Source organism: Pseudofrankia saprophytica (assembly GCF_000235425.2).
GTDB classification, from domain to species: domain Bacteria; phylum Actinomycetota; class Actinomycetes; order Frankiales; family Frankiaceae; genus Pseudofrankia; species Pseudofrankia saprophytica.
In genome coordinates, this window is record NZ_KI912266.1 from 6766011 (window position 1) to 6780392 (window position 14382).

Genomic DNA, 14382 nt, shown 5'->3' on the forward strand with positions numbered 1-14382 from the left:
GACCGCCTGATGGGACCTATTCGACGCCCCGCGGCACGGTTCCGATGACGCCGGCCGCCGCGAGCTCGGCGAGCCGCGCCTCGTCCAGGCCCAGCTCGGCGCCCAGCACCTCGATGTTGTGCTCGCCGAGCGTCGGCGGGCGGCGGCGATGCGCCCAGCCGCCGGAGGCGGCGCGGACCGGCAGCGACGGCAGCGGGACGGTCCCCGCCCACGGCAGCTCGACGGGCCGGTAGGAACCACGCGCCGCCAGGTGCGGGTGGTCGTGGACGAACCGGCCGTCCCTGACTTCGCCCGCCGGAATGCCCGCCGCGACCAGCCGCTCGACGAGCGCCCCGCGTTCCTGCCCGGCCGTCCACGCGGCGATCCGCCTCTCGAGCTCGTCGGCCCGCGCCCGCCGGCCCTCGGCGGTGGCGAGTTCCGGGTCGTCGGCCCAGGGGCCGGAGTCCATCAGCCTGGCGAGCGCCCGCCACTGCTCGTCGGCCGCGACGGTGAGGGCGACCCATCGGTCGGGCTCGGCCGTCGGGAAGACGCCCTGCGGAGCGGCGACGGCGTCCCGGTTGCCCAGCCGTTCCAACAGGACACCCTCGGACGTCCAGGTGATGACCTGTTCGCTCGCCATCACCAGCGCGGCCTCGGCCAACGGCGACTCGACGAGCGTCCCCGTCCGCATGCCCGTGCTCGTGCCCGTCCGGCGGGCGGCGAGCAGCGCCGAGGAGAGCGCGAAGAACGAGTTCGCGGCGGCCATCGGGTCGGCGGGGCCGCTGGGGTTGTGCGGGGCGACGTCCGGGTAGCCGGTCCGCCAGCACAGGCCGGAGAACTGTTCGACGGTCTGCGCGTAGCCGACCATCGATCGGCGCGGCCCCGTCAGGCCGAACGCGGGCATCCGGAGCATGACCAGCCGCGGGTTGATCTCGTGCACCGTGTCCCAGTCGAACCCGGCCGACTCCAGCACCCGCGGCGCGTAGTTCTCGATCAGCACGTCGGCCTCCGCGATCAACCGCGTCAGCAGCTCCCGGCCGGCGGGCGCGGAGAAGTCGACGGTGATGGAGCGCTTGTCGCTGTTCGCGCCCAGGTAGAAGGCGCCCAGCTCCCACCAGTGGTCCTGGGTCGCCGGGGCGGGGCCGACCAGGCGGGCGCCGTCGACGCGCCGGGTGCTCTCCACCTTGAGCACATCCGCGCCGAGCGCGCCGAGCGCCGTACCGACGAAGCCGCCAACCCACCAGGTGCCGAGGTCGAGCACGCGCAGGCCCTCGAAGGGCAGGGCGTCGTCCGGCGAGTCGGCCCCAACACCAACACCAGTCCCAGTCCCAGTACCGGCACCGGCACCGGCACCGGCACCGGCACCGGCCCACGTTGCCGCCCGCGCCACGGGACGTGGCTCCTTGTCGCGTCGCGGCCGGACCCCGTCGAACAGGAACGGCGGCGCCGGCTCCAGGAAGCCGGGGTCGTGCGCGTTCGGCTGGTAGAAGCCACGGTCGACGACGTGCGGGTCCGTCAGGATCGTCTGGCCGTTGTGCACCGGCGCGCACGGGATCCGGAAGGCGGACGCCTGCTCGACCACCTCGGCGACGGTGTGCCGCCGGGTCCAGGCCCGCACCGCGGCGGTGAACTCGTCAAACCGCTGGTAACGACCGAGGTGCGTGGTCATCTGCGGGTCGCCGAGCCAGTCGGGGCGCTCGATCAGGACGACGAAGTCCTCGTGGTTCTGGGCCGAGGCCAGGTTGAAGCCGACCCAGCCGTCCGAGGCCGGCTCGACCGACGGGTTCAGCCGGTTGCGGGACGGCGGCGTCGCCGGCGAGGCGGCGGTGATGGAGGCGCCGACGTCCTGGAAGAGGTTCGTGGCGTACGCGGTGACCTCGAGCAGCGGGGCGTCGACCAGCCGGTGGGCGCGGCCACCCTGGAGGGCGGCGACGGCGGCCGCCGCGGCCATCGTGCCCGTGACCCAGAGGCCCTCGGAGCTGCCGGTCATGAGCGGGGGTCGGCCCGGCAGCCCACGCATGGACAGCGAGCCGGACTCCGCCTGGATCGTCAGCTCGCTCCAGGGTCGGCCGGTACCCGCCCAGGGCCCACGCAGGCCCCAGGGGGTGATCACCACCACGGCCGCGTCGCCGAAGCCGGCGAGGAGCTCCTCGCCGGGGGCGTCGGGAAGCTCGAGGATGACGATGTCGGCGCCGAGCGCGGCGACGTCGGCCAGAACGCCTGGCTGGTCGACCTTGCCGAAGTGCAGATAGCCGCTGAGCGCCGGTCGGAGCGACGGGGCGCCCGGGGCACCGAGGCGGGTCACGTGCGCGCCGGCGTCGTGGAGGAGGCGGCCGGCATAGCCGCCAGCGATGGATCGGGACCACTCGGCCACCCGCAGGCCCGTCAGCGGGCCGCCAGGTGGCGGGCCGTCAGGCGGCGGACCGCCGGTCGGCGGGGCATCAGCCGGCGGTCCGCCGGCCGGCGCCTCGCCCATCGCTAAGTGGTCGGGGTCCGGGTCGGGCCGCGCAGTCACGCCAGCTCACCGCCATCAGGTCGCGCAGGACGGCCCGCCGCTCGTCCGGTCGCCACCTTCATACGACCGCCGACGCCCAGACGCCAGGCAAACAGGTGGACGGTCCGCCGCGACGCCGGGAACGCCAGGAACGCCGGCGGCGAGGCGGTGACGGCGCGTCACTGCAGCAGGCCGGACCTCCGGGCCACGTTGACGGCCGCGGTCCGGTTGCGCACGCCGAGCTTGCTCCGGATGGTGCGCAGGTAGGCCTTGACCGTCTCCGGGCTCACCACCAGCCGCTCCGCGGTCTCGGCGTTGGAGAGCCCTTCGGCCACCAGCCCGAGAACGTCCAGCTCCCGGCGGGTGAGCGCGACCGCGACCTCCGCCGCGGCCTCATCCCCGGCCTCATCCCCGGCGATCGACTTCAGGACGCTGTCCTCGAGCAGGTTGCGGATGGCGGCGATCCTCGCCCGGGCGGGCGGCGCGGAGACCTCGTCGGTCAGTCGTTCCAGTTCGCCGTCGATCTGGAGCAGCGCCCGCGCGTCCACGTTCCACTGCCGCGGGGCGGCGATCCCGTGCCTCCTGGCGGCCTGGGCGGCGAAGGCCTCCACCTCCCGGACGAACGACAGCGCGGACCTGGTCGTCGTGGCACCCGTCGACTTGTCGGACCGCCAGGCCAGGTAGAAGACGAACACCACGCGGCCGTCCAATCGCAGTGGGACGGCGAGCATGGAACAGATGTCCTCCTGGCAGTCCGCCAGACCCGGGCAGGCGGCGGTGGCCTGCGCGCGCCCGTCTCTGGTCGCGGTCGTCACGTGCCGGCCCAGGGCGACGACCCGACCGCCAATACCCTGATCCGGAGCCGCTGTCGCCCCCAGATATTGGTCCATTCGCGCACCGTCGGCGCATCGTATGGTCAGCGCCCTGGTGCGGGGATGGACGCGGCCGGCAAGGGCGATATCGGCGTCGAAACGTTCCCTCAACCGGGACGTCACCTTGGTGAGAAACTCGTCGACCTCGACGCGGTCAGACGACTCAGATGTCATTGTTGCTCTCCTCAACAACCCCCCAAGCCACCAACCTACGGGATCTCGACGATCGAGGCGACCAGGTGTTCCTCCATTTCCTGAACCTGGCCGGCGACCCGTGCCGGAAGAATACGGCCGGTGTCTCGTCCCGGACAACCAATAGACCGGGCCGGCCAATAAGCCGAGCCGGCCAGGAGGTTGCTTACCGGCCAAATGACCGTGCATATACACACCCACCAGGGCACCGCACGAGGGCACCGGTGGAAGACCGACCCGAGTCCTGGGCCACCGAAGTGAGCGGCCCGGCCTCGGGTATCACCCCTTGGGGCGTCATCCGTCAGGGTGTAGCTCCTCAGGCGGTCGTCACCGAGCGCGGAGACCGTCGAGGATGAGCGCCAGGATCCGGTCGATGCGCGCGTCACCGTTCTTCGGGTCGATCCGCCACAGCACGCTGAGCTGCAGAAGCACGTCCTCGGGATCGAGTCCGGGCTTGAGAACGCCGGCCTTCTCCCCCGCCGTCAGCAGGGTCGCGATAGCCGCGACAAACGGCTCGTACGCCGGATCGTCGAGGCCGCCGTTCGTCGCGGCGTGCACGACCTCGGAGACGCCGAACTTGAGCCGGGCGTAGCGGGCGACCTCATCGAACCAGCGCCCGAGCGCCTCCAGCGGCGGATACTCCGTCAGCAACGCGGGCGCCAGGTCGATGAGCTGGCCGATGTCGTTGCGGTAGAGCTCCATCACCAGCGCCTCCCGGGTGGGGAAGCGCCGGTACAGGGTCGCGATCCCGACCCCCGCGCGCCGGGCGATCGCGCTCAGCGAGGCCGCGCCGTCCTCGCTGAGCGCGGCCCGCGCGGCGGCCAGGATCCGCTCCCGGTTCTGGAGCGCGTCGGCGCGGGTCGGCTGCGAGCTCATGTGCGCGGTCCTTCGAGGCTTGGCAGATCTCGGGTTTGGCGGATCTCGGGTTCGGCAAAGTGGAGCGCCCTCCACTACAGTCGACCCATCAACGGAGACCACTCCACTTATATTGCCACCCCGCCTCGAAGGAGCCGACCATGACCGGACCAATCCTCGTCACCGGCGGTAGCGGCTACGTCGGCGGCTGGGTCATCGCCGAGCTGCTGCGCCGCGGCCTCGACGTTCGCGCGACCCTGCGCGATCAGGCCCGGGCGGCCGAGGTCGCCAAGACCACGGCCCCCGCCACCGGCTCGTCCGGCCGCCTCAGCTTCACCACGGCCGACCTGTCCGCGGACGACGGCTGGGCAGAGGCGATGGTCGGGGTCGAGCACGTCCTGCACGTCGCGTCCCCGATGGGAATCAGCTCGGACGCGGGCCCCGAGTCGCTCATCCGCCCGGCGGTGGACGGCACCCTGCGGGTCCTGCACGCCGCCGCGGACGCGGGCGTGCGTCGCGTGGTGCTGACCTCGGCGGCGAACGCGGCCAGCCCGTCGTCGTACACGACCGAGGGCGTCACCGACGAGACGCTGTGGACCGACCCCGACGACCTCACCCTGATCCCCTACCGGCGCGCCAAGACACTCGCCGAGAAGGCGGCCTGGGAATTCACGGCCTCGCGGGCGAGCGCACCGGAGCTCGTCACGGTCCTGCCCGGCGCCGTCTTCGGCCCGATCCTGTCCACCGCGACGATCGGCTCGGTCGGGATCATCGCCCGCATGCTCAGTGGCACGATGCCTCGCGTCCCCCGCATCGGGCTCGAGGTCGTCGACGTCCGCGACCTCGTCGACCTCCACCTGCGCGCCCTGGAGAGCTCGGCGGGGGCCGGGCAGCGCTTCCTCGGCACCGGAGAGTTCATCTGGATGCGGGAGATCGCACAGCTGCTGCGCTCGTGCCTCGGCCCGGCGGCCGCGCGGGTGTCCACCAGGGGGGTGCCCGACTTCGCCGTCCGGCTGGCGGCGCGGCGCGACCCGGCGTTGCGCGAGATCGCCCCGGCGCTCGGCCGCCGGAGCAGGCACAGCACCGCCAAGGCTCACGAGCTGCTGGGCTGGCGGCCGCGCCCGGCCGCCGACGCCGTCCTCGACTGCGCTCGCAGCCTGCGCGAGCACGGCGTCGTCTGACCACCTCGCCCAGCTCAGCCCGGTCTCTCAGGCCTGTCTCTCACGCCGGCCGCTCAGGCCTGTCGCTCAGCGCGCGAAGTTGAGCCGAAGGCCCGGCCAGGGCCACTGGAGCGAGTAGAGAACGCCGCGCCCCGCCGAGCAGATGAACGCGGTGTCGCCGTCCGGGCCACCGAAGCAGATGTTGGTCACGTAGGGGTCGTGCTCGGGCGTCACGAACTCCCGGAGAACCTCGCCGCCCGGGCTGATCACCGTGATCCCCGACTTCTCCAGATTCGAGGCGCAGACGTTGCCGGCCCCGTCGATCGCCAGGCCGTCCCAGTGATGCTCGCCGCCGGTGGAGTACAGCTCGGTGGTGGCGCCGAGGGAGCCGGGTGCCTTCACGTCCCAGGCGAGCACCCGCCCCGAGTAGGTCTCCGAGGCGTAGAGCTTCGCGCCGTCCGGCGACAGCCCCATACCGTTGGGATACTCGAGGCCTTCCATAGCGATCCGGATCGTGCCCGCCGCGGGATCGGCGTAGTACAGCACGCCGCGGGTGGTGTCGACGATGTAGCACGAGCCGTGCTCGTCGAACACGATGTCGTTGAGATTGCCGATAGGCGTGCCGTCTACCTGGGTGAACACGACCTCGACGCTGCCCGTGGACAGGTCGACTCGTTGGACGTATCCGCCCTCGTTGCCCTCGGCCATCCAGTACGGAAACCGGATCTGGTCCTCGGTCTTGAAGGCCAGCCCACCGTTGTTGCAGACGTAGACGGCGCCGTCGGGGCCGAGGGCCGCGCCGTTGGGACCACCGCCGCAGTGGATGGGGGACAGCGCGCCGTCCGCCGCGACGCGGGTCAGCGCGCCACCCTCGATCTCGACCACGAGCACCGAACCGTCATCGAGCGCGATCGGTCCTTCGGGGAACCGCAAGCCGCTGGCCAGGACCTTCATGCGTGGACCTCCATGCCGCACCGGGCGTACCGAATCGAGCACCCGGATCGAATCGGGCACACGGTCCGACATTGTGCTCAACCGGACGAACCCGGTCGAGCACTGGTCCACGGCCCGGTCGGCGGCGTCGGTGTCCTGTGACATCCCTCCGTCGACGGCGAGGGTGTCGCCGGAGACGTACGGCGACGCCGGACCGCGGCCGCCGCCTAGTCGGTGACGAACCAGATGGCACGGACGAGCTGGCTGGTCTCGTTGCGCAGCCGGTGGGGGACGTCGCCGCTGATCCTGATCGCCTCGCCCGGCCCTACCTGGCGGGTCTGGCCGTCGATGATGATGGTCAGCGTTCCTTCGAGGATGTAGCCGTAGTCGGTGCCCCGATGCCGTTGCGGCTGGTCGGCCGGCGCCGAGTCCGCCCCCGGCTCGTAGTCCGTCAGCAGGAAGTCGACGTGCTCGTCGACCGGCTCGACCAGGCGGCGCCAGCGGACACCGGTCTGGAAGGCGAGGTACTCCGGCACCGGGGTCGGCTCCGGCGCGGGGCCCGTCGGCGCGGCGCCGTTCGCCCCTCGCCCATCGCCGACGCCGTCGGCGTTCGCCGCCGGGGCGGCCGGCGGCGCGGCCCGCGGCGGCACGCTGTGGCCCAGCAGCTCGTCGAGGGAGACGCCGAGCTCCGTCGCGATGGCGAACAGCGTGTTCACCGCCGCCTGGCTCTGGCCCAGCTCGAACTGGGACAGGAAGCTCGCGGAGACCCCGAGGCGGCGCGCCAGCTCCCGCACGGACAGGCCAGCGCGTTCCCGCGCGTGCCGAACGTTAGACCCAACGGACACGCTCATACCCCCAGGGCCAGATCGATCGGCCTTGCGTGACCCGGCCACGTGGGGCTCCTCCGTGTGACGACCACAAAATCGTCACCGAGCGTACGCGGCGCGCACCGGGATGCCCCGCTCTTCGTCAGTCCCACGCGGGTCAGTTCCCTCCCGCCTCGGGCCGGTCCTCGCCGGCGCCGACCGACGCGGGTGGTGAGGAGCCGGCCGCCGCGCGACGCCGCAGCACGAACTTCTGCACCTTCCCACTCGGGGTGCGTGGCAGGTCGTCGACCACGACCAGCAGCTCCGGGGCCTTCTGGATGGCGAGGCCCGCCCCGGTCAGGTGGTCGCGCAGGTCGGCCAGCGTCGGCGGGGTCCGGCCCGGCGCCGGCACGACGAACGCGCAGGCACGCTCCACCAGCGTCGGGTCGGGGCTGGCGACGACGGCGACGTCCTGGACGGCGGGGTGGGTGAGCAGCACCGCCTCCACCTCGGCGGCGCTGAACTTCTCGCCGCCGCGGTTGATGATGTCCTTGATCCGCCCGGAGATGACCAGGGTGCCGTCGGGGCCGATCCGGGCCACGTCCCCGGTACGGAAGAAGCCGTCCGGGGTGAACGCGTCCCGGTTCAGCTCCCGGTCGAGGTAGCCCAGGAACAGCTCCGGGCCGCGCACCAGCAGCTCCCCCTCGCGTCCGGCACCGACGGCGGCAGCCGAGCCGGCGGCTCCAGCTCCAGCTCCAGCCCCGGCCCCGGCCCCAGCTCCAGCCCCGGCCCCGGCCCCGGCCCCGGCTGAGCTCTCCGGCCCGCCGGACAGGGCGTCGGGGTCGCAACGCAGCTCGTTGTCACCCATCGGCGGTCCTTCCCCGGCAGCGGCGGCGTCCAGGTCCCCGTACGGGTCGGCCATCGAGGAGGTCGGCAGCTCGGTCGAGCCGTAGGTGCGCACCACCCGCGTGCCCATCGCCGCGTGGGCCCGGCGGACCAGCGCGGCCGGGATGTCCGCGCCGCCGCAGACGAACACCCGCAGCGCGCTGCGACGCCCCCGCTCGGCGTAGACGTCGGCCAGCCCGCGCAGGAACGGCGTGGCGCTGACGGTGAAGGCGCAGCGGTACTCCTCGATCAGGTCGAGGGCGGCCGCGGCGTCCCACCGGCTCTGCAGGACGACCGGGCAGCCGAGGTCCGCCGGCAGCAGCAACCCGTACGACAGACCGGTGATGTGGCTGAGCGGGGAGGCCATGAACACCCGGTCGGCCGGGCCGAGCCGGGCGGCGCTCGCCATGGCGCGGGTCTCGGCGAGCAGCGTCTGGTGGCTGTGCAGCACGCCCTTCGGCGCTGAGGTGGTGCCCGAGGTGTAGAGCACGACCGCGATGTCACCCGGATCGGCCCGTGCCTGTCCCCGTGCGGCGGCGGGCTCCGGCGCGCCGGCGGGCGGGTCGGCCAGCCAGTCGGACAGCGACTCGACACCCGCGGCACCCGCGATGCCCTCGACACCCACGCGCACGGCGACCACCGTCGCCTCCGGCCGGTCGTCCGCCGGCGATGATCCGCTCCGGGCGGGCCGCGCCGCGCGCAGCGCCTCCCGCAGCACCTCGGCGTGCCGGTAGGAGCGGTACTGCTCGGGCACGAACGCCGCGGCCGGCCGGGTCTGGCGGACGATGTGGCCCAGCTCCCGTTCCCGGTAGATGGGCACCACCGGCACCAGCACCGCGCCGGCGAGGAAGACGCCCCAGGAGACCACCATCGTCTCCCACCAGTTGGGGAGCTGGATCAGCACGGCGTCGCCGGTGCCGACGTGGCGAGCCCGCAGCCCGGCGGCGACCCGCTCGGCCGCCGCGGCGAGCTCGGCGTAGGTCAGCCGGCGCTCCCCCTCGACCACCGCGAGCTCGTCGCCGCGCGCGGCCACGGTCTCGCGCAGCCGGTCGGTGAACGTCGCCTGGGGAAGAACGTAGTGGTCCACCGCGTGCGGCCTGGTCGGGCTCAGCATGCCGTCACCTCCCGGACGGCCTGGACGATGTCGGCGGCGCCCGCCTCCCAGCGGCGTTCCAGCGACGGGGCGTACGGCGCCGGCGTGTAGCCGGCCCCGACCCGGCGCACCGGCGCGTCGAGCGACCAGAACCCCTCGTTCACGGCTAGCGCGGCGATCTCCGCGCCGACCCCGAAGTCGACCACCGCCTCGTGCGCGATGACCAGCCGGTTCGTCCGGGCGAGTGAGGCGAGCACCGCCTCCCGGTCCAGTGGGACGATCGTGCGCAGGTCCAGGACCTCCGCGTCGATGCCTTCCGTCGACAGTGTCTCGGCGGCGGCGAGCGCCTCGAACACCATTCGCGACCAGGACACGATCGTGACGTCGGTGCCCGGACGGACCACCCGGGCCTGGCCCAGCGGAACGCGGTGGTCGGGGGTGGGCATCGCCCACTTCCGCTCGTACAACAGCCGGTTCTCGATGAACACCACCGGGTTGTCGTCCTCGATGGCGGTCCGCAGCAGGCCGTAGGCGTCGTCGCCGAAGCTGGGCATCACCACGGTCAGGCCCGGGATGTGCGCGAAGAGCGTCTCCAGGCTCTGCGAGTGCTGGCTGCCCGACGAGCGGCCCGACCCGAACTGGGTGCGCACGACCATCGGAACGGTGACCGCGCCGCCGGTCATGAACCGCAGCTTGGCCGCCTGGTTCATGATCTGATCGAGACAGACCCCCAGGAAGTCCAGGTACATCAGCTCGACGACGGGACGCAGGCCCGCCATGGCCGCGCCCACCCCCAGGCCCATGATCGCGGTCTCCGCGATCGGCGTGTCCAGCACGCGGTCGGGGAACTCGCCGGCGAGGCCGCGGGTGAGACCGAAGACGTTGCCGCCGGCGACGTCGATGCCGGCGAGGAAGACCGACGGGTCCGCGGCGAGGGCGTCGCGCATCGCCTGCCGCAGGATGCGCGAGCCCGACGACGGGCGGCTGCCGGCCTCGTCGGCGGACACCGCCGCCGGGGACGGCCCGCCAGCCGGGGACAGCCCCGCCGCCGAGACGGCGCTCCCACCGACGGCCGTCGACGTGGCCGGGATTGCCGCGACGGCCGACGCGGCCCGGCGAGCCGGTCGCCCCGCATAGACATGGTCGGCGGCTCCGGCCGGATCCGGTTCGGGAGACTCCCGGGCGAACTTCTCGGCGTCCTCGACGTCCGCCTCAGCCCGCCGCTCGGCGCGCTCGACGTCCGCCGCCGGCACGCCCAGGTCGAGCAGCCGCGCCCGGGTCAGCAGCAGCGGGTCCCGGGCCGTCGCGTCGGCGAGGTCCGCCCGCTCCCGGTAGCGCTGCTCGTCGCCCTCGTAGTGGCCGCGCACCCGGGTGGTGACGCTCTCGACCAGCACCGGGCCATTCCCGGCCCGGACCTGGTCCAGCACCAGGCGCATCCCGTCGGCGACCGCCTCCACGTCGTTGCCGGCCAGCTCCACGAACGCCATGCCGTAGGCGCCGGCCCGCGCGCGCAACGGCACCGGATGCTGGTCCTCGGCCCGGGAGAACTCGGAGAAGCGGTTGTTCTCGCAGAAGAACACCAGCGGCAGCCGCCAGAGCGCGGCCATGTTCATCGCCTCGTGGAAGGCCCCGGTCGCGACGGCGCCGTCGCCGAAGAAGGCGATGACGGCATCTCCGCCGCCGCGGCGGCGCAGGGCGTGCGCGGCGCCGAGCGCGATCGGCAGCCCGGCGCCGACGATGCCGTTCGCGCCGAAGATGCCGAGCCCGGGGTCGGCGACGTGCATGGAGCCGCCGCGGCCGCGGCAGGCGCCGGTCTCCTTGGCCATCAGCTCGGCCATCATCTGTCGTGGGGGCAGGCCCTTGGCGAGGACGTGACCGTGCCCGCGGTGCGTCGACGTGATCACGTCGCTGGTGCGGGCGTGGGCGAGGGCGCCGACCGCGCAGGCCTCCTGGCCGACCGACGTGTGGACGAATCCCGGCACCAGCCCGTCGCGGTACAGCACGGCGACCCGCTCCTCCACACGGCGGATCAGCACCATGCGTTCGTAGGCGTCGAGTAAGCGCGCGCAATCCATCTGGCTCTCCCGTCCGGGGGCACGACGACCGCCGGCTGCTCGCCGGGGCGTGACGGCTCGACCCGCCGAGGCTCCGCTGCCCCGCCGGCCGCGCGCGACGGGCGGCGACGAGCGGCGATGGTCCGTCCGTGGGGTCGGCCGAGGGGGTCGGGCCGGTCGACTCGGCCGTGGCGGCCAACGTAGCCCCAACCGAACAGGAGTGTCCAGTGGGACTTGACACCCCCGTTCGTCAACACCGAGAGTAACCAGGGTCGGCCACGCAGACCGACTGTCAAGTGCCACTTGACAACGTGACGGACGCCATCCACGATGGTCGACACGCCCACGGGTAACGCACCCGTAATAAGCAGGACGCCGCGAAACCGAGAAGTCGCCGCGACCGCTTCCTATACCAGCCCCAAGACCATGGGCCGGGGCGGGCGAACGCCTGACCAAAGGCATTCCACACGCTCCTGCCCACGCCGGAGGACTTCCGATGCGCCGAGAAGACGTCGAGTTCAGCAGCGACGGCACGACCGTACGCGGCTGGCTCTACCGCCCGGATGTCGACGCGAGCACCGAGAAGGTTCCCGCCGTCGTGCTGGCCGGTGGCTGGTGCTATGTGCGAGAACTCGTCATGCCCTACTACGCGGAGGCGTTCGCATCCCTGGGAATCGCGGCGCTGGTGTTCGACTACCGCAATCTCGGGGTCTCCGACGGTGAGCCGCGCCAGCACCTCGACCCGTGGGCACAGATCCGCGACTACCAGAACGCGCTGAGCTTCCTGGAACGCGCCGACGGCATCGACCCGGACCGGCTCGGCGCCTGGGGCATCTCCTACTCCGGCGGCCACGTGCTCGTCCTGGCGGCCACCGACCCGCGGGTGAAGGCGATCGTCAGCCAGATCCCGGTGGTCGACGGCTACCGGAACATGCGCCGGGTCCACGGCGGCCTCGGCTACCGCAAGCTGTGGGACGCCGTCCTCGAGGACCGCCGGCTGCGCTACGAGGACCCGGCAAAACGCCTGTACATCCCGCATGCCAGCGAGACACCCGACAGCGAGCTGTCGTCCTGGCCGTTCCCCGAGACGCGCACCACCTTCGCCGCGCTGCAGGCCACCGAGGCGCCGCTGTACGAGAACCGCAGCACGATGGAGTCGGTCGACCTGCTGCTGAACTACGACGTCACGCCGTTCGCCGACCGGATCTACGACACCCCGGCGATGGTCATCGTGGCCGAGGGCGACGACATCACCCTGTGGGACCTCGAGATCGGCGTGTACAACCGCCTCCCGACCGCGAAGAAGGAACTCGTGGTCCTTCCGCACACGACGCACATGACCCTATACAGCGACCGGTCGAAGCTCGACCAGGCCGCCGCGCACGCGTCGCGCTGGTTCGCCGCCCAGCTGCTCGTTACGACCTCGCGCAGGCCGGGCTGACCCGCACCAACCGCATTCATCGCTATTCCCCGAGCGCCCTCGCCCGGCTTGTGACGCAGCTTCCCCCTCCACCTTCCGCGCCATCACGCGATGGCATCACCCGGCCGGCGGGAACGTTTCGGGCAGACGATATACCGACTGATTCACGGGCTCCGGCGGTGCGACCGCCACCGCGGTTCCGCGCGCCCCGACCGGTCCGTCACCCGCCGCGCCGAGGCGGAAAACCGGCTCATCAAGGAGACAGCACGATGGCATCGAACGAGTCACGCATCGTCGATTTCGCAAGGAACGCAAGATTCTCGCACCCGACCTCACGGCGCTCGTTCCTCGCCGCCATGGGCGCCGCGGGCATCGCTCTGGGTATCGGTGCCTGCGGCTCGGACTCCGGCTCGTCGACCGCCGCGGCCGGGGCGAGCGGCGCGGCCGGCGGCGGCAAGCTGGTCCGGAAGCGCACCTTCTCCCAGGTCACCACGCTGTCCAACGACTACTTCGTCGCCTTCAACGACGGCGGCAAGCAGGCGATGGCCGCGTTAGGCGTGCCGATGTCCAGCCTGGAGGACCAGGGAAACGTCAACACCGCCATCGGGCAGGTGGGCAACGTCCGGACCTCCGGCGGCGCGTCGATCTTCGGCACCCCGGCGACCGAGGCCCAGGCCGCGGCCGTCACCAAGGCCTGCCAGGCCGCCGGCATCCTCTACGCCAGCTCGTACACCGCCCCGGCCTGGTACACCCCGGCGGACGCCGACAAGTGGGTCCGGTTCATCACGCCGCCGTCGGTGAAGATCGCGGAGGCCACCGCGCGCGCCATGTTCCAGAAGGTCGGCGGCTCCGGCACGATCATCCACGTCCCGGGCCAGAAGGGCTCGTCGGCCGACGACCAGCGCACCGCCGGCCTGAACACGGCGCTGAAGGACTTCCCGAACATCAAGATCGTCACCGCGTCGCCCGGCAACTGGACCTCCGAGGACGCCCGGACCTCGCTGACGAACATCCTGCCGTCGGTCAAGGACTTCGTCGGCGTCTTCGCCCAGAACGACAGCGAGGCCGCCGGCGTCATCGCGGCGCTGGACGCCCAGCGCATCACCGGCAAGATCGTCGTCGGCTTCGACGGCAACAAGCAGAACATCCAGTACATCGCCGACGGCAAGCAGTACCTGACCAGCGCGACCGTCGGCGGCCTGACCGCCGGCCTGCTCGGGATCACCGTCTTCGACGTGCTGAACGACGTCGAGTTCTCCCTCCCGGAGAAGTTCATCTCCCAGGGCGCGCTGCTGGTCACCCCCGAGACCGCCGACAAGGTGCTCTCCACCGTCTACGCGGACAAGCTGCCGTTCGAGTGGGAGCGGATGAGCAAGGCCCTGCACCCGAACGACTGGGACCCGCAGACCCTGCTGAACCCGATCGACCCCAACGAGTACTACAAGGGCGTCCCCCAGGACGAGTACAAGCTGAACTCCGCCTGGGCGTCCGCCGACATCGCCTCGGTGCGGACCACCTACGCCAGCGCCTTCAAGTCCGGCCCGCTGCTCGAGTTCAAGGACAGCCTCGTCGCCTAGCCGGACCCAGGCAGCACGCCTGGGCAGCGGACCCAGGCAGCACGCCCAGGCACACAGAAAGT

Annotated in this window: 10 protein-coding genes; 3 read left to right on the forward strand and 7 right to left on the reverse strand. The window is 72.3% G+C overall.

Annotation, left to right across the window (positions count from 1 at the left end; genetic code table 11):
- Positions 1–16 precede the first annotated feature (16 nt).
- The 3 genes from FRCN3DRAFT_RS0228540 to FRCN3DRAFT_RS0228550 all read right to left on the reverse strand — a co-directional run bounded on the left by FRCN3DRAFT_RS0228540 (position 17) and on the right by FRCN3DRAFT_RS0228550 (position 4413).
- Entirely contained in the window at positions 17–2494 is a 2478-nt protein-coding gene (locus FRCN3DRAFT_RS0228540) for a CaiB/BaiF CoA-transferase family protein (protein ID WP_007513963.1), read from the reverse strand.
- A gap of 158 nt (positions 2495–2652) precedes the next feature.
- Positions 2653–3519 (reverse strand): LuxR C-terminal-related transcriptional regulator, encoded by an 867-nt coding sequence (locus FRCN3DRAFT_RS0228545; RefSeq protein WP_007513965.1) that lies wholly within the window; start codon positions 3517–3519, stop codon positions 2653–2655.
- A gap of 345 nt (positions 3520–3864) precedes the next feature.
- Complete coding sequence (locus FRCN3DRAFT_RS0228550; RefSeq protein ID WP_007513967.1) at positions 3865–4413, reverse strand: TetR/AcrR family transcriptional regulator; 549 nt, start codon at positions 4411–4413, stop codon at positions 3865–3867.
- 140 nt (positions 4414–4553) lie between these two features.
- Here FRCN3DRAFT_RS0228550 and FRCN3DRAFT_RS0228555 point away from each other — a divergent pair, with 140 nt between their 5' ends.
- Positions 4554–5573, forward strand: coding sequence for an NAD-dependent epimerase/dehydratase family protein (locus tag FRCN3DRAFT_RS0228555; RefSeq protein WP_007513969.1), 1020 nt, complete (start codon positions 4554–4556; stop codon positions 5571–5573).
- 66 nt (positions 5574–5639) lie between these two features.
- On the opposite strand, the gene FRCN3DRAFT_RS0228560 is transcribed toward FRCN3DRAFT_RS0228555, so the two are convergent.
- From FRCN3DRAFT_RS0228560 to FRCN3DRAFT_RS0228575, 4 genes are all read right to left on the reverse strand, one after another.
- Positions 5640–6506 (reverse strand): SMP-30/gluconolactonase/LRE family protein, encoded by an 867-nt coding sequence (locus FRCN3DRAFT_RS0228560; RefSeq protein ID WP_007513971.1) that lies wholly within the window; start codon positions 6504–6506, stop codon positions 5640–5642.
- A 206-nt stretch (positions 6507–6712) separates the two neighbouring features.
- The gene (locus FRCN3DRAFT_RS0228565; protein ID WP_158072958.1) at positions 6713–7330 is read right to left on the reverse strand and encodes a helix-turn-helix domain-containing protein; all 618 of its coding nucleotides are present in this window, start codon (positions 7328–7330) and stop codon (positions 6713–6715) included.
- Positions 7331–7469: 139 nt separating this feature from the next.
- Positions 7470–9290, reverse strand: a complete 1821-nt coding sequence (locus tag FRCN3DRAFT_RS46805) for an AMP-binding protein (RefSeq protein WP_007513974.1) — start codon at positions 9288–9290, stop codon at positions 7470–7472.
- Positions 9284–11344 (reverse strand): alpha-ketoacid dehydrogenase subunit alpha/beta, encoded by a 2061-nt coding sequence (locus FRCN3DRAFT_RS0228575; protein WP_007513976.1) that lies wholly within the window; start codon positions 11342–11344, stop codon positions 9284–9286. Before FRCN3DRAFT_RS0228575 ends, FRCN3DRAFT_RS46805 begins: the two co-directional genes overlap by 7 nt.
- Before the next feature lie 475 nt (positions 11345–11819).
- Between FRCN3DRAFT_RS0228575 and FRCN3DRAFT_RS0228580 the strand changes: the two genes are divergently transcribed.
- Together FRCN3DRAFT_RS0228580 and FRCN3DRAFT_RS0228585 are read left to right on the forward strand one after the other, a co-directional pair.
- Positions 11820–12764, forward strand: coding sequence for an alpha/beta hydrolase (locus FRCN3DRAFT_RS0228580; protein WP_007513978.1), 945 nt, complete (start codon positions 11820–11822; stop codon positions 12762–12764).
- 248 nt (positions 12765–13012) lie between these two features.
- Positions 13013–14320 carry a sugar ABC transporter substrate-binding protein gene (locus FRCN3DRAFT_RS0228585; protein WP_007513980.1) on the forward strand — a complete coding sequence of 436 codons (1308 nt, stop codon included), beginning with the start codon at positions 13013–13015 and terminating at the stop codon, positions 14318–14320.
- Positions 14321–14382 lie beyond the last annotated feature (62 nt).

Excerpts from the sequence above, each read along its gene's own strand:
- FRCN3DRAFT_RS46805 (WP_007513974.1), bottom strand. The coding sequence starts at position 9,290 with ATGCTGAGCCCGACCAGGCCGCACGCGGTGGACCACTACGTTCTTCCC.
- FRCN3DRAFT_RS0228555 (WP_007513969.1), top strand. The coding sequence starts at position 4,554 with ATGACCGGACCAATCCTCGTCACCGGCGGTAGCGGCTACGTCGGCGGC.
- FRCN3DRAFT_RS0228575 (WP_007513976.1), bottom strand. The coding sequence starts at position 11,344 with ATGGATTGCGCGCGCTTACTCGACGCCTACGAACGCATGGTGCTGATC.
- FRCN3DRAFT_RS0228560 (WP_007513971.1), bottom strand. The coding sequence starts at position 6,506 with ATGAAGGTCCTGGCCAGCGGCTTGCGGTTCCCCGAAGGACCGATCGCG.
- FRCN3DRAFT_RS0228545 (WP_007513965.1), bottom strand. The coding sequence starts at position 3,519 with ATGACATCTGAGTCGTCTGACCGCGTCGAGGTCGACGAGTTTCTCACC.
- FRCN3DRAFT_RS0228550 (WP_007513967.1), bottom strand. The coding sequence starts at position 4,413 with ATGAGCTCGCAGCCGACCCGCGCCGACGCGCTCCAGAACCGGGAGCGG.
- FRCN3DRAFT_RS0228580 (WP_007513978.1), top strand. The coding sequence starts at position 11,820 with ATGCGCCGAGAAGACGTCGAGTTCAGCAGCGACGGCACGACCGTACGC.
- FRCN3DRAFT_RS0228585 (WP_007513980.1), top strand. The coding sequence starts at position 13,013 with ATGGCATCGAACGAGTCACGCATCGTCGATTTCGCAAGGAACGCAAGA.